Origin of the sequence: Methylobrevis pamukkalensis (assembly GCF_001720135.1) — a bacterium.
Classification (GTDB): Bacteria; Pseudomonadota; Alphaproteobacteria; order Rhizobiales; family Pleomorphomonadaceae; genus Methylobrevis; species Methylobrevis pamukkalensis.
The window spans coordinates 1-20,874 of the sequence record NZ_MCRJ01000055.1 but is presented as its reverse complement, the minus strand read 5'-3'; the positions used below and the strand labels follow the sequence as shown (position 1 = coordinate 20,874).

22 protein-coding genes and 3 pseudogenes are annotated in these 20,874 nt (G+C 69.2%); 13 read left to right on the top strand and 12 right to left on the bottom strand.

Going from position 1 to position 20,874, the window contains the following annotated elements; all coding sequences use genetic code 11:
• Positions 1-208 precede the first annotated feature (208 nt).
• Positions 209-1,423, bottom strand: a complete 1,215-nt coding sequence (locus A6302_RS10660) for a multidrug effflux MFS transporter (RefSeq protein WP_069307023.1) — start codon at positions 1,421-1,423, stop codon at positions 209-211.
• Between the two features lie 102 nt (positions 1,424-1,525).
• The gene (locus A6302_RS10655; protein WP_069307022.1) at positions 1,526-1,972 is read right to left on the bottom strand and encodes a MarR family winged helix-turn-helix transcriptional regulator; all 447 of its coding nucleotides are present in this window, start codon (positions 1,970-1,972) and stop codon (positions 1,526-1,528) included.
• Positions 1,973-2,216: 244 nt separating this feature from the next.
• Here A6302_RS10655 and typA point away from each other — a divergent pair, with 244 nt between their 5' ends.
• The gene (typA, locus tag A6302_RS10650; protein ID WP_069307021.1) at positions 2,217-4,055 is read left to right on the top strand and encodes a translational GTPase TypA; all 1,839 of its coding nucleotides are present in this window, start codon (positions 2,217-2,219) and stop codon (positions 4,053-4,055) included.
• 84 nt (positions 4,056-4,139) lie between these two features.
• Here typA and A6302_RS10645 read toward each other — a convergent pair whose 3' ends face one another.
• Entirely contained in the window at positions 4,140-4,910 is a 771-nt protein-coding gene (locus A6302_RS10645; protein ID WP_069307020.1) for a phosphatase PAP2 family protein, read from the bottom strand.
• A gap of 255 nt (positions 4,911-5,165) precedes the next feature.
• Between A6302_RS10645 and A6302_RS10640 the strand changes: the two genes are divergently transcribed.
• The 3 genes from A6302_RS10640 to A6302_RS10630 all read left to right on the top strand — a co-directional run bounded on the left by A6302_RS10640 (position 5,166) and on the right by A6302_RS10630 (position 6,734).
• A complete protein-coding gene (locus A6302_RS10640; RefSeq protein WP_069307019.1) occupies positions 5,166-5,570 on the top strand; it encodes a VOC family protein in 405 nt (134 codons plus the stop codon).
• Between the two features lie 81 nt (positions 5,571-5,651).
• Positions 5,652-6,251 carry a LysE family translocator gene (locus A6302_RS10635; RefSeq protein ID WP_342586257.1) on the top strand — a complete coding sequence of 200 codons (600 nt, stop codon included), beginning with the start codon at positions 5,652-5,654 and terminating at the stop codon, positions 6,249-6,251.
• Between the two features lie 48 nt (positions 6,252-6,299).
• Positions 6,300-6,734, top strand: a complete 435-nt coding sequence (locus tag A6302_RS10630) for an EamA family transporter (RefSeq protein ID WP_069307018.1) — start codon at positions 6,300-6,302, stop codon at positions 6,732-6,734.
• Positions 6,735-6,779: 45 nt separating this feature from the next.
• Here A6302_RS10630 and A6302_RS10625 read toward each other — a convergent pair whose 3' ends face one another.
• The 4 genes and pseudogenes from A6302_RS10625 to A6302_RS10610 form a co-directional block, all read right to left on the bottom strand.
• The gene (locus A6302_RS10625) at positions 6,780-6,962 is read right to left on the bottom strand and encodes a hypothetical protein (protein WP_069307017.1); all 183 of its coding nucleotides are present in this window, start codon (positions 6,960-6,962) and stop codon (positions 6,780-6,782) included.
• Positions 6,962-7,231, bottom strand: a complete 270-nt coding sequence (locus A6302_RS10620; protein ID WP_069307016.1) for a hypothetical protein — start codon at positions 7,229-7,231, stop codon at positions 6,962-6,964. The genes A6302_RS10625 and A6302_RS10620 overlap by 1 nt, the downstream gene beginning before the upstream one ends.
• 16 nt (positions 7,232-7,247) lie before the next feature.
• Positions 7,248-8,487: pseudogene (rlmN, locus tag A6302_RS10615) on the bottom strand (dual-specificity RNA methyltransferase RlmN).
• Positions 8,488-8,781: 294 nt separating this feature from the next.
• Positions 8,782-9,288: an invasion associated locus B family protein gene (locus A6302_RS10610; RefSeq protein ID WP_069307015.1), complete on the bottom strand. Its 507-nt coding sequence runs from the start codon at positions 9,286-9,288 to the stop codon at positions 8,782-8,784.
• A 313-nt stretch (positions 9,289-9,601) separates the two neighbouring features.
• Here A6302_RS10610 and A6302_RS10605 point away from each other — a divergent pair, with 313 nt between their 5' ends.
• A complete protein-coding gene (locus tag A6302_RS10605; protein ID WP_069307014.1) occupies positions 9,602-10,168 on the top strand; it encodes a sigma-70 family RNA polymerase sigma factor in 567 nt (188 codons plus the stop codon).
• A gap of 147 nt (positions 10,169-10,315) precedes the next feature.
• Positions 10,316-11,289: pseudogene (locus A6302_RS10600) on the top strand (NADPH:quinone oxidoreductase family protein).
• Between the two features lie 15 nt (positions 11,290-11,304).
• Here A6302_RS10600 and A6302_RS10595 read toward each other — a convergent pair.
• Positions 11,305-11,661, bottom strand: coding sequence for a YkvA family protein (locus A6302_RS10595; protein WP_069307013.1), 357 nt, complete (start codon positions 11,659-11,661; stop codon positions 11,305-11,307).
• 188 nt (positions 11,662-11,849) lie between these two features.
• Here A6302_RS10595 and A6302_RS10590 point away from each other — a divergent pair, with 188 nt between their 5' ends.
• Positions 11,850-12,350 carry a low molecular weight protein-tyrosine-phosphatase gene (locus A6302_RS10590; RefSeq protein ID WP_069307012.1) on the top strand — a complete coding sequence of 167 codons (501 nt, stop codon included), beginning with the start codon at positions 11,850-11,852 and terminating at the stop codon, positions 12,348-12,350.
• On the opposite strand, the gene thpR is transcribed toward A6302_RS10590, so the two are convergent.
• Positions 12,329-12,868, bottom strand: a complete 540-nt coding sequence (gene thpR, locus A6302_RS10585; protein WP_069307011.1) for an RNA 2',3'-cyclic phosphodiesterase — start codon at positions 12,866-12,868, stop codon at positions 12,329-12,331. The two genes, A6302_RS10590 and thpR, sit on opposite strands and share 22 nt — an antisense overlap.
• Before the next feature lie 215 nt (positions 12,869-13,083).
• Between thpR and A6302_RS10580 the strand changes: the two genes are divergently transcribed.
• From A6302_RS10580 to A6302_RS10560, 5 genes and pseudogenes are all read left to right on the top strand, one after another.
• The gene (locus tag A6302_RS10580; protein ID WP_069307010.1) at positions 13,084-13,506 is read left to right on the top strand and encodes a metallopeptidase family protein; all 423 of its coding nucleotides are present in this window, start codon (positions 13,084-13,086) and stop codon (positions 13,504-13,506) included.
• A 212-nt stretch (positions 13,507-13,718) separates the two neighbouring features.
• A pseudogene (gene argC / locus A6302_RS10575) lies at positions 13,719-14,677 on the top strand (N-acetyl-gamma-glutamyl-phosphate reductase).
• A 35-nt stretch (positions 14,678-14,712) separates the two neighbouring features.
• Positions 14,713-15,318 (top strand): 3-isopropylmalate dehydratase small subunit, encoded by a 606-nt coding sequence (gene leuD / locus A6302_RS10570; RefSeq protein ID WP_069307009.1) that lies wholly within the window; start codon positions 14,713-14,715, stop codon positions 15,316-15,318.
• 131 nt (positions 15,319-15,449) lie between these two features.
• Positions 15,450-15,851 (top strand): RidA family protein, encoded by a 402-nt coding sequence (locus A6302_RS10565; protein ID WP_069307008.1) that lies wholly within the window; start codon positions 15,450-15,452, stop codon positions 15,849-15,851.
• A gap of 144 nt (positions 15,852-15,995) precedes the next feature.
• Complete coding sequence (locus A6302_RS10560) at positions 15,996-16,751, top strand: DUF1223 domain-containing protein (RefSeq protein ID WP_083255676.1); 756 nt, start codon at positions 15,996-15,998, stop codon at positions 16,749-16,751.
• Positions 16,752-17,030: 279 nt separating this feature from the next.
• Here A6302_RS10560 and htpG read toward each other — a convergent pair whose 3' ends face one another.
• The 3 genes from htpG to A6302_RS10545 all read right to left on the bottom strand — a co-directional run bounded on the left by htpG (position 17,031) and on the right by A6302_RS10545 (position 20,449).
• Complete coding sequence (gene htpG, locus A6302_RS10555; protein WP_083255675.1) at positions 17,031-18,971, bottom strand: molecular chaperone HtpG; 1,941 nt, start codon at positions 18,969-18,971, stop codon at positions 17,031-17,033.
• 123 nt (positions 18,972-19,094) lie between these two features.
• Positions 19,095-19,925, bottom strand: a complete 831-nt coding sequence (locus A6302_RS10550; RefSeq protein WP_069307007.1) for an anti-sigma factor family protein — start codon at positions 19,923-19,925, stop codon at positions 19,095-19,097.
• Between the two features lie 17 nt (positions 19,926-19,942).
• On the bottom strand, positions 19,943-20,449 hold the full coding sequence (locus A6302_RS10545) for an RNA polymerase sigma factor (RefSeq protein WP_069307006.1): 507 nt from the start codon (positions 20,447-20,449) through the stop codon (positions 19,943-19,945).
• 203 nt (positions 20,450-20,652) lie between these two features.
• On the opposite strand from A6302_RS10545, the gene A6302_RS10540 reads away from it, so the two are divergent.
• A partial coding sequence (locus tag A6302_RS10540; protein ID WP_141703652.1) for a hypothetical protein occupies positions 20,653-20,874 on the top strand: 222 nt, incomplete at its 3' end.

Below are 20,874 nucleotides of genomic sequence, written 5' to 3'. Positions count from 1 at the left end.
GATCGTCGGTGCGCCGGGCTCGCAAGCCCGGCGCACGCGCCTCCCCCCTGTGCCCCTTGGCAAACGCGCCCGCATCCCAACCGCGCCCGGGGCTCGCCAGGGGCAGGCTGACAAAACGAGACAGGCCGCCAGGGCATATGCCCCGGCGGCCTGTTTTCGTTTCGGGTATCGGAACGGGTGAAGACGGAAACGAAGCGGCCCGCGGCCCTCAGGCCGGCGCGCCGCGGCGGCGACCGAGCAGCAGTTCCACGCCAAGGGCAAGGCCGACCATCACCGGCAGCACGCTCGCCATCGCCATCACGTGGTCGTCGAGGAAGGAGGCCGCCGCGCTGCCTGCCAGCCCGCCGCCCATCTGCAGGAAGCCCATGAGCGCGGCCGCCGCGCCCGCCGCCCGCGGAAAGGGCGCCAGCGCGTCGGTGGTCAGCGCCGGCATCATCATCGCCAGAGAGAAGGCGAAGATGCCGACCGGCACCATCACCCCGAGGAAGGTGGGCGGAGCGATGCGCAGGCCGATGGCAAGACCGAGCGCACCGGCGACGCAGAGCGCAAGGCCCGGGATCACCAGCGTGCGGGCATCGCGGCGGCGCAGCAGCATCTTGGTCGCGACCCCGCCGGCAATGAAGGCCCCCGACTGGGCGAGCATGCCGAGGCCGAATTCCATCGGCGTCAGGCCGACCACCTCGATCAGCACGAAGGGCAGCATGGTGGCAATCGCATAGAGCGCGCCGACCGTGCCGCCGAGCATCAGGCCCGGCCGCAGGAAGCGGCGGTCGCGCAGGAGGCCGATGTAGGTGCGCAGGAGAACCGACGGCCGCGCGGCGCCCTTCACCAGCAGGCGGTTGGTCTCCGGCGTCAGGAACAGCAGCATCAGGATCAGGCCGATGCCGTAGACCACCATCACCCCGAAGATCGCGTTCCAGCCGCCAAGGGCGAGCATCACGCTGCCGATCGTCGGCGACAGGGCCGGGCCGAGCGCGAGGAAGATGCCGATCAGGTTCATGATCCGGGCCGATTGCTGCCCGGTGAAGAGATCGCGCACGATTGCCCGCGACAGCGCCACGCCGGCGGCGGCGCCGACGCCCTGCACGGCACGGGCGACCAGCAGCCATTCGACGGTGTCGGCGAGGAAGGCCAGCACGCTGCCGGCGAGATAGAGGCCCATGAAGGCGATGCCGACCGGTCGGCGGCCGCGGGCGTCGGACAGGGGACCGACCAGCAGCTGGGCCAGCGCAAAGCCGAGGAAATAGACGGTGAGCGTCAGCTTGACGGTCGACATCTCGGTGTCGAACACCGCGACGAGGCTGGGCATCGCCGGGGTGTAGAGCGCCATGGACACGGGTCCGAGCGCCACGAGAAGCGCGCCGATCACCGCCGCCGGCCGTTCACCCAGAAGGGGCCGTGCCCCACCGCTGTCATCCGCCACGTTCTGACCCCGCCGGCCCTCGTTCGACCGGCCGGGCGGCCGGACAAGCCCTGTCCTCAGGATCAGGGACGAATCCGGAGAATATAAGGCATATCCTTATTATCAGTTACCATCCGCTAGTCGCTGGCACATGTGCTCCAGCGCGCCGCGCATCAGGGCGATCTGCTCTTCCGGCAGCCCGCGGGTGGCCGACTCGCGCACCGAGGCGGCGATCTCGGCGATCCGCTCGACGACCGGGGTTGCCGCCGGCAGGGTCCGGATCAGCTTGGCGCGCCGGTCGGCCGGGTCCGGAAAGCGGCCGACGAGGCCCGCCCGCTCCAGCCGGTCGATGTAGCCGACCAGCGTCATCGGCTCCACGGTCATCAGTTCGGCCAGCACGGACTGGCGCAGGCCGGTGGCGCCGCCGTAGCGTTCGCAGCGCAGCAAGGTGCGCGCTTCGCCGGCGGTGAGGCCGAGGCTGGCCTCGGCAAGGGCACTGTCCAGATTGCGGCGCAGGAGGCGGGCGACGTCCACGATCAGGAAGCCGAGCGGCTGGCTGGTCATTGTCATTTTGGTCGGACCGGTTCCTGTGAATTGAGGGTGGAGTGTTCGGAAAGGCGGGGGGCCCCGCCGAAGCGTTCCCCATGCTTATTCACCATTTGTCATGCGAATGCCACATGACAGGTCTTCATTATCGCGAAAAGCTTGCGAATTGGCCACCTGCGTCCCGGTTTTCCTTGCCCCGAGGCTGCCAATTCGTATAGTGCGCCGCAATAGCGTTCGCCCCCCCTTGGCGGACTTAGCCAGGTGAGCCATGACCCTTCGCAATATCGCAATTATCGCCCACGTCGACCACGGCAAGACCACGCTCGTCGACGAACTCCTGAAGCAGTCCGGATCCTACCGCGAGAACCAGCGTGTCGCCGAGCGCGTGATGGACTCCAACGATCTGGAAAAGGAGCGCGGGATCACGATTCTGGCGAAGGCGACCTCGGTCGTCTGGAACGGCGTGCGCATCAACATCGTCGACACCCCCGGCCACGCCGACTTCGGCGGCGAGGTGGAGCGCATCCTCAACATGGTGGACGGCGCCATCGTGCTGGTCGACGCCGCCGAGGGTCCGATGCCGCAGACCAAGTTCGTGGTCGGCAAGGCGCTCAAGGTCGGCCTGAAGCCGATCGTCGCGATCAACAAGGTCGACCGTCACGACGCCCGCATCCATGAAGTGGTCGACGAGGTGTTCGACCTGTTTGCCAACCTCGACGCCACCGACGAGCAGCTCGACTTCCCGATCCTCTACGGGTCGGGCCGCAGCGGCTGGATGGCCCTCAATCCCGAAGGTCCGATGGACCAGGGCATGGCCCCGCTGTTCGACCTCGTCATGCGCCACGTGCCCGAGCCGACCGTCGAGGAAGGCGCGCCCTTCAAGATGATCGGCACCCTGCTCGAGGCCAACCCCTTCCTCGGCCGCATGATCACCGGCCGCATCACGTCGGGCACCGTCCGTCCGAACCAGTCGGTCAAGGTGCTGGCCCAGGACGGCACCCTCGTCGAGCAGGGGCGCGTCTCGAAGATCCTCGCCTTCCGCGGCATCGAGCGCCAGCCGATCGAGCTCGGCGAAGCCGGCGACATCATCGCGATCGCGGGCCTGACCAAGGGCACCGTCGCCGACACCTTCTGCGACCTGTCGGTCACCGAGGCCCTGCCGGCCCAGCCGATCGATCCGCCGACCGTGACCATGTCCTTCATCGTCAACGATTCGCCGCTGGCCGGCACCGAGGGCGACAAGGTGACCAGCCGCGTCATCCGCGACCGCCTGCTGCGCGAGGCCGAGGGCAACGTGGCGCTGAAGATCGAGGAATCGCCGGACAAGGACTCCTTCTTCGTGTCCGGCCGCGGCGAACTCCAGCTCGCCGTGCTGATCGAGACCATGCGCCGCGAGGGCTTCGAGATCGCCGTGTCGCGTCCGCGCGTGGTGTTCAAGAAGGACGAGGCCACCGGCGACCTGCTCGAACCGATCGAGGAGGTCGTGATCGACGTCGACGAGGAGTTCGCCTCGGTCGTCGTGCAGAAGATGTCCGAGCGCCGCGCCGACATGATCGAGATGCGGCCCTCCGGCGGCAATCGCCAGCGCCTGGTGTTCTACGCCCCGACCCGCGGCCTGATCGGCTACCAGTCGGAGCTTCTGACCGACACCCGCGGCACGGCCATCATGAACCGGCTGTTCCACGAATACGCCCCGCACAAGGGTGACATCGCCGGCCGCCGCAACGGCGTGCTGATCGCCAACGAGTCCGGCGAGGCCGTCGCCTACGCGCTGTGGAACCTCGAGGACCGCGGCCCGATGATGATCGAGCCGGGCTGGAAGGTCTATCAGGGCATGATCATCGGCGAGCACAACCGCGAGAACGACCTGGAAGTGAACGTGCTCAAGGGCAAGAAGCTCTCCAACGTCCGCTCGTCGGGCAAGGACGAGGCCGTGCGCCTGACGCCGCCGATCCAGATGACCCTCGACCGCGCCCTGTCGTGGATCGAGGACAACGAACTCGTCGAGGTGACGCCGAAGTCGATCCGTCTGCGCAAGACCTACCTCGACCCGAACGAGCGCAAGCGCTTCGAGAAGAGCCGCGCGATCGAGGTCGGCGCGGCCTGATTTCTCCGGCGACAGGGCTGGACAACGGACAAGGGCGCCTCACGGGCGCCCTTTTCTGTTTGCGGCAGCCAAGGCCCGAGCGGCCTAGCGGAAGATCGCCACATAGCGCCGCACGCGCCCCCCGATGCCGCCGAGCATCCCCTTCGTCCACGTCCCGGCCCGCTCCAGCGTGCCGGCAATCGCCGCGTCGGTAAAGGGACCGTCCGCGCGGTAGATCACCGCGTGGACCGCGAACATCACCCACAGCGTCAGCAGCCAGGCGACCACCACGTCGGACAGGAAATGGCCGCCGAAGGCCATGCGGTTGACCGACATGACGAGGCAGAACAGCAGTGCGCCGATCGCGACGGGCCGGCGCCAGTGCGGCGGCACCACGAAGGCCAGCGCCACGAGCTGCATCGACGCCGCCGCCTCCGCCGAGACGAAGGAGCAGTTCCAGGCGCAGTGGTCGACGATCTCCCATGCCCGGCTGAAGTCGAGGCTGCCGCCGAAGTCGACGATCTCGTTCGGTCGTGCCCGTCCAACGTAGCCCTTGAGCAGCAGGTTGACGACCAGTCCGGGCCCGAGCAGCATCGACGTGATCAGGAACAGCGCCGCGCGCGGCGGAAACACGAAACGCGCGCCGGCAAACAGGAAGGGAACGAGAAGGGCCGCGACCGGCAGGACGGCCATGAGCCGCGACACGGCCTGGCCCAGGCGGCGAAGGGAGATGAAGAAGGGCAGCTGCGCGAGGGGAAAGCCCGTGCCATCGCGAAAGAACAGGCGGGCGACATCGAGGTCGATCCGCGGATGGAGGATGAAGAGCGCACTGGCCAGCAGCGTCGCCACCGCCAGCCAGAGGGCAGGACGCGCCACGAGGCTCTCCCTTGCTGTCTTGCCGAAGCTGCGCACGTCGTTCTAGCCTCCCCCGACCGTTCTGGAACCTTCGCCTCGGCGCCGCGTCCCTGCCGGCGCATTGTCATCAAAGACAAGATCGATGACAGCCTTGCGTCCGGTCGATGTCAGATCGCCGGCAGGCCCGAAAAACACCGTCATGACCGACCTGCCGGTCGCTCTGGCCCGTCCGGCCGCAGGATGTGCCCCAACCCGAGATCCCGGAGGACCCCCCGCTTGCTCTCCCATGTCACGCTCGGCACCGGTGATCTTGCCCGCGCCGTCGCCTTCTACGGTCCGCTGATGGAGCGCCTCGGCCACCGGCTGCGCCGCCACGATCCGGACACCGGCTGGGCGATCTGGCAGCAGCCGGGGATCGCCCGGCCGCTGTTCGTCGTCATGCGGCCGTTCGACGGCGCACCCGCCGCGCCCGGCAACGGCCAGATGACGGCGCTGCTGGCGCAGGACCGGACGACCGTCGACGACTGCCACCGCCTCGCGCTGGCCGCCGGCGGGCAGGACGCGGGCGCGCCGGGGCTGCGGCCGCAGTATCATCCCGACTTCTACGGCGCCTATGTCCGCGATCCGGACGGCAACAAGCTCTGCATCTGCTGCCACGCCGCCCCGGCCAAGGATGCCTGACACCGACCTGTTGCGACGGGCCGCGCGAAATGGAATAGACGTCGTCATGCGGCCGCGGGCCGCCAGATGCGGATGCTGCCCATGCCGGCCTACCTGCCCGACCTTTCGGTGATTCTCGGCTTCACCCTCGCCGCCGCCTTCCTGACGCTGACGCCCGGCCCCGACATGACCTTCTTCCTCGGCCGCACCGTCGCCGCCGGCCGGGCCGCCGGCTTTGCCGCCTTCGCCGGCGCCTCGGCCGGCCTCGTCGTCCACGCGACGCTGGCCGCGCTCGGCATCTCGGCGCTGCTCGCCGCCTCGCCGGCCGCCTTCACGGTGCTGAAGGTCGCCGGCTGCCTCTACCTGCTCTGGCTGGCGCTCGATGCGATCCGCAACGGCAGCGCCTTCTCGCTCGACCCCACGGTCAAGCGCAGCGATCCGCTGCGGCGGGTGTTCCTGAAGGCCGTGGCGATCAACCTGCTCAATCCGAAGGTGATCATCTTCTTCGTGACCTTCCTGCCGCAGTTCGTCGGACCGCACGAGCCGAATGCCACCGCCAAGCTGCTGTTCCTCGGCTTCTGGTTCCTGGTCGTCACCGTGCCCCTGACCGTGCCGCTGATTCTCGCGGCCGACCGGATCGCGGGTTTCCTCAAGGCCTCGCCACGCGCGCTGCGCGCCTTCGACTTCGGCTTTGCGGGGTGATGGCCGCCTTCGCGGTCAAGCTGGTGCTGACCCAGGGCCGCAGCTGACATGCGCGCGCTGGCCGGCGACTGGCTGGTCTGGGCGCTGCTGTCGGCGGTGTTTGCGGCGCTGACTGCAATTCTCGCCAAGGTCGGCGTCGAGGGGGTGAATCCGGAGCTTGCCACGCTGATCCGCACGGCGGTGATTCTCGTTGCCGTCGCCGCCCTCGTCGTCGGCCTCGATGCCTGGCGGGAGATCGGCCGGATCGGCGCGCGCAGCTGGGTTTTCCTGCTCCTCTCCGGCCTTGCCACCGGCGCCTCCTGGCTGTGCTATGTCCGCGCTCTCAAGCTGGGGCAAGCCTCGCATGTGGCACCTGTCGACAAGCTGTCCGTGGTGCTCGTGGCGATCTTCGGCGCGGTGATGCTGGGCGAGACGCTGTCCTGGCGCGGCTGGGCCGGCGTGACGATGATCGCGGTCGGCACCCTGCTCGTCGCCTGGCGATGACGCGGAAGGCGGCAAGGCTGTTCATGATGCGGCCGGAACGGCCGTTCAGCGGGGAGGAAGCGCGTCGGTCTCGCGGCGCGGGCGCGAGATCCCGGCAAGCCGGCCGGCGACCAGCCAGTAGGCGAGGCCGCCGACGAGGCCGGTGGCGGCCAGGATGGTCGCGTCGATGCGCGTGGTCTGCTCGGCGCCGGTGACCAGCACCACCCCTTGCGAGGCGGCAAGGCCCATCAGCCGCCGGCGGCGGCATAGACGATCCACGACCGGATCGCGAACAGTTCGCAGACGAGAATCAGCACCGCCGCAGGCGCCGCCACGAAGGCGCCGACCGCCGAGGCGGTGACGAAGCTCGACACCGTGAACAGCGCCCAGAACCAGTCGGCCGAGGCCGCGCTTTCCGGCCGGGTGCCGACGCTCGCGGCCAGCAGGAACACCGCGGCGGCGACCACGGCAACGAGGAAGCCGAACGAGGCGGCGAACAGGCGTCCGATCACGAGCATGAACTGGTCCGGGCCTTCAGTCGTCGAGACCCGAGACCATCGCCCGCATGGCGAGATCCTGCTGGCTGGCCGCCGCTTCCAGCGCCATCCGTTCCTTGGCGCGCATCCGCTCGCTCTCCGACTTCAGCTGGCCGCAGGCGGCGAAGATGTCGCGCCGCGCGGGGTGCGGATCGGCGAGGCGTAGCCGCGTGGTTGACCACGTCGGCAAAGCGCTCGATCACGTCCCAGTCGGAACATTCGTAGGCGCTGCCCGGCCACGGATTGAACGGAATGAGGTTGATCTTCGCCGGAATGCCCTTGAGCAGGCGGACGAGTTCGCGTGCGTCCGCCGGGCTGTCGTTGACGCCCTTGAGCATCACGTATTCGAAGGTGATGCGCCGGGCGTTCGACAGGCCGGGATAGGCGCGGCAGGCGTCCAGCAGGGCGCGGATCGGATATTTCTTGTTGAGCGGCACCAGTTCGTCGCGCAGCTCGTCGCGCACCGCATGCAGCGAGATCGCCAGCATGACGCCCATCTCCTCGCCCGCCTTCGGGATCATCGGCACGACGCCGGAGGTGGAGAGCGTGATGCGGCGCTTCGACAGCGACAGGCCGTCGCCGTCGGAGGCGATCAGCAGCGCCTCGCGCACATGGTCGAAATTGTAGAGCGGCTCGCCCATGCCCATCATGACGAGGTTGGACACGAGCCGGCCCTCGCTCGGCATCATCGCCTCGGCGTCGGGCTTGGCGTCCGGATAGTCGCCGAGACGGTCGCGGGCGACCAGCAGCTGGGCAAGGATCTCTTCCGAGGTGAGGTTGCGCACCAGCTTCTGGGTGCCGGTGTGGCAGAAGGAGCAGGTGAGCGTGCAGCCGACCTGGCTGGAGACGCAGAGCGTGCCGCGCCCTTCCTCGGGAATGTAGACGGTCTCGATCTCCACCGGCCGGCCGGCGCCGCGCGGCGGAAACTTCATCAACCACTTGCGGGTGCCGTCGGTCGACACCTGCTCGGTGACGATTTCCGGGCGGGCGAGGGTGAAGGCCCGGTCGAGATCGGCGCGCAGGTCTTTCGCGACATTGGTCATCTGCGAGAAGTCGGTCGCCCCGCGCACATACATCCAGTGCCAGATCTGCGCGACGCGCATCCGCACCTGCCGATCCGGGATCCCGGCCTCGCGCAGGAGCCCGCCCATCGCCTCGCGCGACAGGCCGATCAGCGACGGCTTTTCGGTCGTCCCCCCAGTCACGGGTGCCGCCACGGGTGCCGCCACGGGCACGATCCGCTCCGGCGAAGCGTCAGCCGCCGTCTCGGCGGCACGATGGTCGATGGTCAGGGTCACGGCCACGGGCTTGATGTCCTCGCAGGTGCCGCCGCCGGCCCGTCCCCTGCAGGGCAGGAGCGGCGAGGCGCGGTCACGCAGGATGGGTCCAATACGAAACGACGGCCGGAAGCTGTCGCTCCCGCCGTCGAAACCTGTTGCCTTATAGCCGAAAATGCCGTGCGGCCCAAGCCCGCTGCGGACCCGGTGGGGGAATGGCTCCCCTGCGGGCCGCGACGCCGTCTGACCGGTACCTCAGCGGCACTCGGTGTCGATGCGCTTCAGCGCGGCGGTGACGCCCTTGAGCGAGTAGGTGTCCGTCGTCACCGTGCCGCGGCGCGACGTGCCGCTGACCACCATGTCGGCACCGGCGCGCATCGACGTGATCATGCGCGCTTCCTCGGCCGCGTTCTCGACCCAAGCGCCATCTTCCTTGGTGAACAGCACGAAAGTGTCCGAGCCGATCTTGATCGTGGTCTTCGAGCCTTCCTTGTAGGGATAGCCGGTGATCACGCTGATCTCGTGATTGACGCCCTCCTTCGGGCGGTTGGTCACGAACATGTAGATCGGATCGCGGTTGACGCCCTTCGGCTCGCTCGCCTTGGGCTGGGAGATGATGTAGCAGACCTTTCCGCCACCCGCCGTGTAGCCGTAGGCAGCCCAGTCGCCCTGCTGTTCCAGAAGCGTGGGGGTTTGCGCCGTCGCGGTCGTCGCTGCGCCGACGAGCAGGATGAGTGCCGTAGCAAGCGTGCGTCCGTTCATCTTGTTCCACCAGTTCGCTAGAGTTTTCGAGGCGGCCGGACGTGGTCGGTCCGGCCTCAAGCGGTTGCCATCTGCATCATGGCTAATTTCGGGTTACCAAAGCGTTGAGGAATCGCGGAATCTCCCGATCCTCCTGCGGATCGCGATGCGATCCTCCCCCGTGGCACCTTGCGGCAAGATCATCTATGTTGCGATCAACGCTCGCATTTCACGGGGGCACGCTTCGTCGGAAATCCGGCGACATTGAGGCGTCGCGACCGGATGTGTGGCGAGGGACAGGACCGGGTGCCGGCAAACGGCGCGGGAAAACGACGTGTCGGCGAACGAAGAACACGCGGAACTGATCACACGGGTCGCACGGGATCGCGACAGGGCTGCGTTCGTGGCCCTGTTCGATCATTTCGCTCCCCGCATCAACGCCTACCTGCGGCGTCTCGGCACCGATCCGGCGATCGCCGAGGACCTGACCCAGGACGTCATGGTCGTGCTCTGGCGCAAGGCCGAGCTGTTCGATCCGGCCAAGTCCTCCCTCGGCACCTGGCTGTTCCGGATCGCCCGCAACCGGCGCATCGATCTTGCCCGGCAGTCGCGGCGCGACGATCTCGACGAGAACGAGCCGATGCTGCTGCCGGCCGAGCCGGTGGAGGCCGGCGACGACCTCGACGCCCGCCGCCGCGACGCGCGGATCCGCGAGACACTTGCGCTGCTGCCGCCCGAACAGATGGAACTGGTGCAACTCGCCTTCTATCGCGGCCTCTCGCACAGCCAGATCGCCGAGGCGACAGGCCAGCCCCTCGGCACGGTGAAGTCGCGCCTGCGCCTTGCCTTCGGCCGGCTGCGCCGCGCGATCGAGGCCGACACGGCGATCGACATCGACTAGAGCATCGGGACTGGAGCTTCGGCCCGAAGTGGGCTGCGGTTCAGTCCCGGCCCTGATCCGAGGATCCGACCCTGCGACCAAACACGCACGGGCGAAGGGACGGGCGGCGCCCTATGATCGGCGCAGCGCAACGCGTCCGGATGTGCCATGAAAGCCGTGCTCTCCCGCCGTCCCGGCGGCCCCGACAGCCTCGAGATCGCCGACCTGCCCGCGCCGGAGCCCGGCCCCGGCGAGGTGGTGGTCGCGGTGAAAGCCGCCAGCCTCAATTTCTTCGACACGCTGATCATCCGCGACCGCTACCAGCACCGGCCCGACCGACCGTTCTCGCCCTCCGGCGAATGCGCGGGCGTGATTGCCGCCATCGGTCCCGGCGTGGGCGGCCTCGCTGTCGGCAAGGCGGTGGCCGCCCATGTCGGCTGGGGCGCGGCGCGGGAACAGGTGGTGGTGCCGGCCGACGCCTGCGTCCCCGTCCCCGAGGGCGTTGCCCTCGACATCGCCGCCACCGTGTTCATCACCTACGGCACAACGCTGCATGCCCTGAAGGACCGCGCGAAGCTGCGGCCCGGCGAGACGCTCTGCGTGCTCGGCGCGTCGGGCGGCGCCGGACAGTCGGCGGTGGAAGTCGGCAAGGTGATGGGGGCGCGGGTGATCGCCTGCGCGTCGGGCGCGGACAAATGCGCCTTTGCCCGCGCAAGCGGCGCCGAGAGGTGATCGACACGTCGGGGGAGGATCTGAAGACCCGCCTCAAGGAGCTCACCGGCGGCGCCGGCGCCGATGTCGTCTACGACACGGTCGGCGGAGACCTCACGGACGCGGCGGTGCGCGCCACGGCCTGGGCCGGCCGCTATCTCGTCGTCGGATTTGCGGCCGGCGACATCCCGAAGCTGCCGCTCAACCTCGTGCTGCTCAAGGGCATCGACGTGCTCGGCGTGTTCTGGGGCCGCTGGCTGGCGCTCGATCCGGCCGGCCACCGCGCCAACACGGCCGAGATCCTCGGCCATGTGGCCGCCGGCCGCCTGCGGCCGCACATTCACGCCCGCTATCCCCTCGAAGCCGTCGCCGAGGCGCTGGGCGAGATCGAGGGGCGCCGGGTCATGGGCAAGGTCGTGCTGGTGCCGTGAAGCGCCGCGCCGTCGTCACTTGAGCGAGTCGCGTGCCTTGGCCCGGTGGGTGTCGTTGATGTGCGAGCGCACCATCGCGATCGAGGCGGCGAGCACCGTCACGTCGTCGGTGAAGCCGGCGAACACCAGGAAATCCGGGATCACGTCGATCGGCATCACGAAATAGGCGAGCGCCCCGATCAGCGTCGCGCGCACCCGCAGCGGCGTCTTCGGATCAAGGGCGCAGTAATAGGCCGCCACCAGTTCGTCGACGAAGGGAATGCGGCCCGCCGCCCGGCGCAGCACCTTCCAGAAGTCGCGGCGCACCCGGTCCTCCTGGGCTTTTTCAGGGCCGATGATCTCGGGATCGTCGAAATGCTTGGTGGCCGGCATCGGTATCCTCCTTGGCGGGATGCGGGCGCAGGGCTGGGCCGAACCCGCTTTCCGCGCGTGATCACATAGATGTGCATCCCGTGTGGCAGGCTCAAGGCATGGGTCCTTGCCCAATCCGTCGCGATCGTTCAGACAGCGGACCATGCGCCGTCCGGCCATGGCCGGCGCCCGAACCGGAACCCGAACCCATGCCGGACCTGCCGAACGAGCCATTTCCCGCGAAGCCGACCCGTTCGGTCCTGTTCGTCTGCCTTGGCAACATCTGCCGCTCGCCGCTGGCCGAAGGATTTTTGCGCGCAGCCCTCGGGGGTGTGGACGCGCATCTCGCCTCGGCCGGCACCGGCGGCTGGCACGCCGGCGATCCGCCGGATGCGCGCGCGATCCGCGCCGCCGCCGATTTCGGCGTCGACATCTCCGCCCAGCGCGCCCGGCAGGTCTGCCTCGAGGATTTCCGGACCTTCGATCTCATTCTCGGCATGGACCGCGCCAACGTGGACGACCTGCGCAAGCTGGCGCCGCCGGACGCGACCGCGCGGATCGCCCTCTTCCGGGAGGACCTGCTCGGCGAGGCCCGCGACGTGCCCGATCCCTATTACGGAACGCCGCGCGATTTCGCGATCGTTGCCGACCTCTGCCGCCGCGGCGCGGCGGCGCTGGCGGCACGCATTCAGGCCGCCAGCAACGGATAGGCCTCCTCGACCAGATAGGGCCCGCCGCCGACGCTCGCCCGCGACGAGTAGAGCACGAAGCGCGAGACCTCGATCGGCGCGAGCCGCACGTCGCCGCGCATCGCCAGCCACTGCGCCGCTTCGGCCGCGCTGGTGCCGCGCAGCCTTGCCAGCGTCACATGCGGATGGAAGCGGCGCGGCTCCGGCTTGAGGCCGAGCCGCTGCATCAGCCGCTCCTGCTCGCCCTGGAGTTCCAGCAGCGACGGCGTCGGCTCCACCCGCGCGAACAGCGCATGCGGGCCGCGGCTGGAGAACACGTCGAGCCCGCTGATCTGCAGCGTGAAGGCGCGCCGCTCCACCCGGTCGAGCGCCGCGGCCACCTCGTCGGCGGTGCGGTCGTCGATGTCGCCGATGAAGCGCAGGGTGACGTGGTAGTTCTCCTTGTCGATCCAGCGGGCGCCCGGCAGCCCGCCCCGCAGCAGCGACAGGTGCATCGCCACCTGTTCGGGAAGCTCCACGGCCGTGAACAGTCTCGGCATGTTCTCCTCCGATCGCTCGTGACGGTGGTCGTCTGCCACCGTCGTCCGTCAGGTCGAGGGCCCGGCCATGCGGCCGGCGCCCCTCGCCGCGCCTGCTGATTTGAGGATGCCGGAGCGTCCCGATCAAGGCCGAAGCGGAACGGCTTGCGAAATCCTGTGAAAAACCTACATGGTGCCGCCACGGCACAGGCCGCGGCCGGAGGCGAAAGACGACGATGCGTACCGAGACCTACGACGACTGGCAGAAGCGCCGGGCCCCCGACCTGGCGGTGTTCGAGGCGCTGGCACGGCGCGGTTATGCCGAGCTTCCCGCCGAATTCCGGCGACTCACCGGCGACATCGAGATCCGGGTCGCCGAGTTCGCCGACGAAGAGGCGCTCGACGATCTCGGCATCGAGGATCCGTTCGAGCTGATGGGCCTGTTCGTCGGCGTCGGCCTTGCCCATGACGAGGCCGCCGGCGGCAGCGGCCGCCTGCCGAACCGGATCTGGCTCTACCGGCGGGCGATTCTCGACTACTGGGCCGAACACGACGAGAGCCTCGGCGACATCGTCACCCATGTGCTGATCCACGAGATCGGCCATCATTTCGGCCTGTCCGACGAGGACATGGAGGACATCGAGGCCTCTGCCGGCTGAGGCGGCGGGCAAGGGAGCGGCGGGGACGTTTTTCATGACAAACGTCACAGGCCGGTGCTATACCCCTCACGCGAAGGACAGGGTGTGCGCGCCGGGCGGGAAACGCGCGCATCACCGGCTGGTCGCGCAGGAACCCGAAGACTTTCCGACCGGGCTCGTGACCTTCGTCTGTTCGCGGTGAGGGTCGCGACACCAGGGAGGAACGAGGAGCGATGCACAAGATCTTCATCGACGGCGAGGCCGGCACGACCGGCCTGCAGATCCGCGAGCGCCTCGAAGGCCGCACCGACATCGAGCTCCTGTCGATCGACGCCGCCGAGCGCAAGGATCCGGCCGCCCGCGCGCGGCTGCTGAACGCCGCCGACGTCGCCATCCTCTGCCTGCCCGACGACGCCGCCCGCGAGGCCGTGGCACTGATCGAGAACCCCGAGACCCGGGTGATCGACGCCTCCACCGCCTTCCGCACCGCCGACGACTGGACCTACGGTTTTGCCGAAATGGCCCCCGGCCACGACGAGACCATCGCCGCCGCGCGGCGCGTTGCCAACCCCGGCTGCTATCCGCAGGGGCTGATCGCCTGCGTGCGGCCGCTGATCGACGCCAGCCTGCTGTCGGCCGACCTGCCGCTCACCTACAACGCCGTCTCCGGCTATTCCGGTGGCGGCGCGCGATGATCGAGGACTACGAGAGCGCCAGCGATCCGGTGCCCTACATCCCCTATGCGCTGCGGCTGAACCACAAGCACCTGCCCGAGATGAAGGCCTACGCCAAGCTTGCCAACGATCCGCTGTTCCAGCCGGCGGTGGGCAACTTCGCCCAGGGCATGCTGACCTTCGTGCCGCTGCAGCTGTGGAGCCTGCCGGGCAACGTCGACGCCGCCGACCTTCACAGCGTGCTCGCCGACCGCTACGCCGGCCAGCCCTTCATCGAGGTCGCCCCCTACGAGAGCGCCGACCGCCTGTCGTCGCTGGACCCGCGCAGCCTCAACGGCACCAATGCCATGCGCATCCACGTGTTCGGCAACGACATGCGCGGCCAGGCGCTGCTGGTGGCGCTCTACGACAATCTCGGCAAGGGCGCCTCGGGCGCCGCCGTGCAGAATCTCAATCTGATGCTCGGCGTCGATCCGGCGACCGGCCTTCTGGGCGATCCCGCCCGGGCCGCCGCCTGACACCCCGCACGACAGGACCGAAGGTAGGGAAGGCCATGGACAAGTTCATCACGCTCACCGGCGTTGCCGCGCCGCTGCCGATCATCAATGTCGACACCGACATGATCATCCCCAAGCAGTATCTGAAGACGATCAAGCGCACCGGCCTCGGCACGGGCCTATTCTCGGAGATGCGCTACCGCGACGACGGCTCGGAGAACCCGGACTTCGTGCTCAACCAGCCGGCCTGGCGCGACGCGCAGATCCTCGTGGCCGGCGACAACTTCGGCTGCGGCTCCTCGCGCGAGCATGCCCCGTGGGCGCTGCTCGACTACGGCATCCGCTGCGTGATCTCCACGTCCTTCGCCGACATCTTCTACAACAACTGCTTCAAGAACGGCATCCTGCCGATCGTGGTGACGGCCGAGCAGCTGAAGCTGCTGATGGACGACGCCGAGCGCGGCGCCAACGCCACCCTCACCGTCGACCTGCCGAGCCAGACCATCAAGGGCCCGGACGGCGGCGAGATCGGCTTCGAGATCGACCCGTTCAAGAAGCACTGCCTGCTCAACGGCCTCGACGACATCGGCCTCACCCTCGAGAAGTCGGCGGCGATCACCTCCTACGAGACCTCGCTGGCCACCAGCCACCCCTGGGCCTGAGGGCCCTGGGCCGGAGACGGCGCCGTGCGTGACGAGGGGCCCACGGGCCCCTTTTCTGCGCCCGAACTGGATGTCGCGAAACCTGGTACATGCATGCGATAGGCATGTGCGATCGCCCGGGAGTGTGGGAAATGTCTGACGATGACGGTCGCCGCCTGATCTCCACCGGCTCGCCCTTCGAGCGGCAGGCCGGCTATTCGCGCGCCGTGGTCGACGGCGACTGGTGCTTCGTCTCCGGCACCACCGGCTACGACTACGCGACCATGACCATGCCCGAGGAGGCGGCCGGCCAGACCCGCAACATCCTCGCCACGATCGGCAAGGCCCTGGACGACGCCGGCTTTGCCATGGCCGACATCGTGCGCGCCCGCTACATCGTCACCGACCGCGCCGACGTCCCGGCCGTCTTCGCCGAACTCGGCAAGGTGTTCGGCGAGATCCGCCCGGCCGCGACGATGATCGTCGCCGGACTGGTCGCGCCCGAGATGAAGGTCGAGATCGAGGTGACGGCGCTGAGGCGCGGGCGCGGCTGACCGCCCCGCAGCCGATCCGGCAGCGGGGATACGAGAGAAATCAGGGATTTCCGCAACCTGTCCACAGTCGCCTCACCCACATGTGACTCGCGCCGTGATCGCCCTTCTGCCTATTGTCTCCTGACTGGAAGGAGCAGGTGAAAGATGCGTATCATCGACTGGTATCTCGGCGGAAAGGTGCTTCTGATCGCGACGGCGGCCACGGCTGCGGCGGCGGGTCAGACGGCGGCCGGCGAGCCGAAGGCGGTCGTCGAGCTCTTCACCAGCCAGGGCTGTTCCTCCTGCCCGCCGGCCGACGCCGTGCTCGGCCGTCTCGCCACCGACCCCGACATTCTCGCCCTCAGCTATGCGGTCGACTACTGGGACTATCTCGGCTGGCGCGACACCTTCGCGAGCACAGAGAATTCCGCCCGCCAGCGCGACTACGCGATGAGCCGCGGCGACAACGCGGTCTACACCCCGCAGGCCGTCGTCAACGGCCAGGTGCACGTGATCGGCAGCAAGGAAGCGAAGATCCGCGGCGAGATCGCCGCGCAGGGCGAAGGGCTGAAGGTCGACGTCACCGCGGTTCTCGCCGGTGACCGGCTGATCGTCACGCTTCCCGCCGTCCCCAAGCTCCACGGCGAGGACCCGACGATCTGGCTCGTCACCTACGAGCACGCCGCCGACGTGACGATTGCCCGCGGCGAGAACACCGGCCGCACCGTCACCTACACCAACGTCGTGCGCCGCCTGCAGCCGATCGGCATGTGGTCCGGCGAGGCGATGACCATCGAATATCCGATGGCCGACCTGCGCCGCGAGGGCGCCGACGGCTGCGCCGTGATCGTGCAGGCCAACAAGGACCGCCACATCGGCCCGATCCTCGGCGCCGCCACGGTCAAGCTGCCGACGAGCTGACAGGTTTGGGCGTTCCTGAGATGATCTGAAGAGCGAAGAGCGGGGGTTTGCCCGCTCTTTTTTTTGCGAGTCCGTGGGTGCGGCCGCCCCTCACCCTGTCCCTCTCCCCGATGGGGCGAGGGGACGCAGGATTGAGATGACTTTCGGAAAGCGAACGCCCGTTTCGGCGAGAGATTCCGAGGGACAAGACCCTCGCCTTCATCGTCCCCTCTCCCCATCGGGGAGAGGGACAGGGTGAGGGGGCCGGCGGGCACAGCACCCACCTGCCCCCCAAGACACTCACCCCGCAAACGCGCTTTCCATCAGCCGGCCCAGCCGGGCCGCGAAATCGGCCGGGTCGTCCGGCACATCGCCGTCGAGGATGCGGGCCTGCGCGTAGAGGAGATGCGCCGCATCGGCCACATGGGCGGATCCTGCCCCGCCCTGGCGCGCGGCCAGCGCCTTGATCAGCCCGTTGCGCGGGTTGATCTCCAGCACCGGCGCCGTCAGCGACCGGCCGTCACCGCGCGACATCAGCTTCTCGGTGCGCCGGTCGAGGCCGAAGTCGGGCGCAACCAGGCAGACCGCGCTGGTGGCGAGGCGGCTGGAGGCGCGCACCTCGGTCACCTTGTCGCCGAGCGCCTCCTTCAGCGCCAGCGCGAGACCGGCGACATCGGCGCCGCCGTCGGCGCTTTCACCCTCCGGCAGTTCGATCTGGTCGAGATCGGCCGCGCCCTGGCTCACCGAGCGGAACGGCTTGCCGTCGAAGCCGATCGCGGTGCGCACCCAGAAGGCGTCGACCGGATCGGTCAGCAGCAGCACCTCCAGCCCGCGCGCCTTGTAGCCCTCGAGCTGCGGGCTTGCGAGCACCGCCTCGCGGCTGTCGCCGAGCGCGTAGTAGATCGCGGTCTGGTTGGTCTTGAGCGACGCCACATAGTCGGAAAGCGAGCGCCAGCCCTCGGCCGTGGTGGTGCGGAAGCGGGCGAGGCGGAACAGCTCGTCGCGCCGCTCCGGCGCCTCGTAGAGACCTTCCTTCAGCACCGCGCCGAAAGCCTCCCAGACCTTGGTGAAGGTCTCCGGATCGGCCTCGGCGAGCTTGGCAAGCTCGGAGAGGACGCGCGAGGTGACGCCCTTGCCGATCGCCTCCAGCACCGGATTCTGCTGCAGCATCTCGCGCGAGATGTTGAGCGGCAGGTCTTCCGAATCGACGACGCCGCGCAGGAAGCGCAGCCAGGCCGGCAGCAGTTCGGCGTCGTCGGCGATGAACACCCGGCGCACGTAGAGCTTCACCCGGCCGCGGCGGTCGGGATCGAACAGGTCGAAGGGCTTGGACGAGGGCACGAACAGCAGCACGGAATACTCGTGCCGGCCCTCCGCGCGGTAATGGACGGTGAGCGCCGGCTCGTCCCACATGCCGCCGACGTGGCCGTAGAAGTCCTTGTATTCCTCGGGCGTCACCGCGCTCTTCGGCTTGACCCACAGCGCGGCGCCGTCGGTCAGCTCGCGCAGCTCGTCCTCGCCGGCCGTGCGCAGCACGATCGGCACCGGCACGTGGGCGGAATATTCGCGCACGATGCGCTCGACGGTCGCCGCCTCGGCATAGGTGGCCGCATCCTTGGACAGCGCCAGCGTCACCCGGGTGCCGACCGGCGGCAGCTCGGCGTCGGGCCCGAGCTCGGCAAGCTCGAAGCTGCCCTGCCCGTCGGAGGTCCAGACCGTGGCCACGTCGCTGCCGGCGCGGCGGCTGACGACGCGCACCCGGTCGGCGACCATGAAGGCGGAATAGAAGCCGACGCCGAACTGGCCGATCAGCGCCTGGCCGTCCTTCTTCTCGGTCAGCTGGTCGAGGAAGGCGCGCGTGCCCGAGCGGGCGATGGTGCCGAGATTGTCCTTCATCTCCGCGCGCGTCATGCCGATGCCGTTGTCGACCACCGACAGCGTGTGCGCCTCGGGATCGGCCTCGATCAGGATGCGGAACCCGTCCTGCCCGGCGATCAGGCCCGGCTCGGCGACGGAGAGATAGCGCAGCTTCTCGCAGGCGTCGGCGGCATTCGACACCAGCTCGCGCAGGAAGACGTCCTTGTTGGAATAGACGGCGTGCACCATCAGATGCAGCAGCCGCGACACCTCGGCCTCGAAGACATGCCGCTCGCCGGACGGCTCCGCAGAGCCGGCGTCAGGGCGCCCGTCCACGCGCTCGTCGTCCGGGCGCTCGTCGGTGGTGTGCTCGGTCGTGGTCATGATCTGTCCCGCTTCATGTCAACTCCGGCAAGGGACCCCCGCCCCTTGCGTGGCCGACATATCGGCGAGACCGCCGCGGGATTCAAGCGGAAGTCGCCGGGCGCAGGCCGGCGACCTCGAGGATCAGCGCGACAGCGCCGCCTTCTCCGCGCCGGGCTCCAGCGGGGTGCCGGCGCCGATGCCGGAGAGATAGGCGTCGAGGGCTTCCATGCCCGAGGCCGGCACGAAGTCGCCCTCGGTTGTCGGTCCCGCCGCCGCGAACACCACCTGCCAGGCGGCCTGCTGCCGGCAGGCAACGGCAATCACGCCCGTGTCGCCCCGGCCATACTCGAACTCGCGGCAGAGCCGCTGCTCCGCGTCCTCGAAGGTGGCGACCACCCGCACCCGCCCGCCGCCCGGAAGGGCGGTGTCAGCGCCCGAGGCCGCCGCGCCCAGAACCTCGGTGATCGCCGGCCCGGCACCGAGGGCAATCATGTCGGCCCCCGGAGCCGTCGCCCCGATCCCGCCACTGCCGCCCGCGTACCAGCCAAGCCCACCGGCCACGACCGCGGCGATCGAGGCTGCCATCGCGATCGGCGCAAAGGCGGAAAGCCCGCGCCGGCGCTGGCGCGCGGCCTCCAGCGAGACCACGCCGGGCGCCCCCACGCCCGTCCCCCCCCGCGCCTCCGCCGGCGGTTCCGGCGCCGTCACAAGGTCTGGCACCGGCTCCGGCACGGGCGCCGCCATCGCCGCAATCCGCGCCTCGATGGCCGCGCGCAGGGCGTCGGGCACCGGCGGCACCGCCTCCTCGAAGGCGCGCTTGGCGAGGATGCGCGAGCGGGTGAAGGCGCTGATCCGCGCCGCCAGCATCGGGTCGCCGCCGATCGCGGCCGCCACCTCGGCGCTGGTCTCCGCGTCGAGTTCGCCGTCCGCATAGGCCATCAGGGTTTCGTCGTCGAACCGGTTCGTGCTCATTTCCAGGCCCTCACCCTTCAGTTTCCCATGCCGGGCTCGGCGCCCGTCGCTTCCGACAGCCGGCGCCGCGCCCGTGCCAGCCGGCTCATCACCGTGCCGATCGGCACGCCGAGCACCTCCGCTGCCTCGCGGTAGGACAGATCCTCCGCGCAGGTCAGCAGCAGCACCTCGCGCTGGTCGGTCGGCAGGTCGTCGATCGCCCGGGCGACATCGGCGAACATCAGCTTCATCTCCGTCTCCCGGTTGCCGTCCGTGCCGACGATGTCCTCGTGATCGTCCATGTGGTCCTGGATGCCCTCGGTGCGGCGCCGCCGCAGCCCGTCGATCCAGAGATTGCGCAGGATCCGGAACATCCACGCATCGAAACGCGTGCCCGGCGTCCAGCTTCGGGCGCCGGCCAGCGCCTTCTCGCAGGCCCCCTGCACGAGGTCGTCGGCCAGCCCGCCGTCCCGTGTCAGGGACAGGGCATAGCGCCTCAGCCGCGGCAGAAGTGCCACGAGGTCCGGTCCGATGTTCGACGTCATGCAACCTCCCCAGTCGGGATCTGCACGCTATAACGGGACGGGTCCCTCGCCTATTCCCCGCGCCGTCCCATTTTTGTCGGCAATGTGGAGGCGGCACGGGAATAGCGGCAGGGCCGGCCGCGTTGTCGTCCGCGCACAGTCCCGTCCTCGCGCGAGCCCCCTCCGCGCGAAAACGGGCCAGACGCTCACCGGAGACCGCCACGATGAAGAAGCTCGCCCTCGGCCTCGTTCTCACCCTTGCCGCCCCCGTGGCGCCGCTGTTCGACGATCCGGCCCGGATCGCCGGGTCCGGGATCTCCGGCCTGTGGGCCGGCGCGGCCTTCGCCGACGACGATGATGATGACGACGATGGCGGCGGCAGCCGCGGCGGTGGCAGCCGCGGCGGTGGCGGCCTACGCGGCGGCAGCGGCGATGACGACGACGAC

Excerpts from the sequence above, each read along its gene's own strand:
- A6302_RS10655 (WP_069307022.1), bottom strand. The coding sequence starts at position 1,972 with ATGACAATGACCAGCCAGCCGCTCGGCTTCCTGATCGTGGACGTCGCC.
- typA (WP_069307021.1), top strand. The coding sequence starts at position 2,217 with ATGACCCTTCGCAATATCGCAATTATCGCCCACGTCGACCACGGCAAG.
- A6302_RS10635 (WP_342586257.1), top strand. The coding sequence starts at position 5,652 with ATGCCGGCCTACCTGCCCGACCTTTCGGTGATTCTCGGCTTCACCCTC.
- A6302_RS10630 (WP_069307018.1), top strand. The coding sequence starts at position 6,300 with ATGCGCGCGCTGGCCGGCGACTGGCTGGTCTGGGCGCTGCTGTCGGCG.
- A6302_RS10625 (WP_069307017.1), bottom strand. The coding sequence starts at position 6,962 with ATGGGCCTTGCCGCCTCGCAAGGGGTGGTGCTGGTCACCGGCGCCGAG.
- A6302_RS10620 (WP_069307016.1), bottom strand. The coding sequence starts at position 7,231 with ATGCTCGTGATCGGACGCCTGTTCGCCGCCTCGTTCGGCTTCCTCGTT.
- A6302_RS10610 (WP_069307015.1), bottom strand. The coding sequence starts at position 9,288 with ATGAACGGACGCACGCTTGCTACGGCACTCATCCTGCTCGTCGGCGCA.
- A6302_RS10595 (WP_069307013.1), bottom strand. The coding sequence starts at position 11,661 with ATGCCGGCCACCAAGCATTTCGACGATCCCGAGATCATCGGCCCTGAA.
- A6302_RS10590 (WP_069307012.1), top strand. The coding sequence starts at position 11,850 with ATGCCGGACCTGCCGAACGAGCCATTTCCCGCGAAGCCGACCCGTTCG.
- thpR (WP_069307011.1), bottom strand. The coding sequence starts at position 12,868 with ATGCCGAGACTGTTCACGGCCGTGGAGCTTCCCGAACAGGTGGCGATG.
- A6302_RS10580 (WP_069307010.1), top strand. The coding sequence starts at position 13,084 with ATGCGTACCGAGACCTACGACGACTGGCAGAAGCGCCGGGCCCCCGAC.
- leuD (WP_069307009.1), top strand. The coding sequence starts at position 14,713 with ATGGACAAGTTCATCACGCTCACCGGCGTTGCCGCGCCGCTGCCGATC.
- A6302_RS10565 (WP_069307008.1), top strand. The coding sequence starts at position 15,450 with ATGTCTGACGATGACGGTCGCCGCCTGATCTCCACCGGCTCGCCCTTC.
- A6302_RS10560 (WP_083255676.1), top strand. The coding sequence starts at position 15,996 with ATGCGTATCATCGACTGGTATCTCGGCGGAAAGGTGCTTCTGATCGCG.
- htpG (WP_083255675.1), bottom strand. The coding sequence starts at position 18,971 with ATGACCACGACCGAGCACACCACCGACGAGCGCCCGGACGACGAGCGC.
- A6302_RS10550 (WP_069307007.1), bottom strand. The coding sequence starts at position 19,925 with ATGAGCACGAACCGGTTCGACGACGAAACCCTGATGGCCTATGCGGAC.
- A6302_RS10545 (WP_069307006.1), bottom strand. The coding sequence starts at position 20,449 with ATGACGTCGAACATCGGACCGGACCTCGTGGCACTTCTGCCGCGGCTG.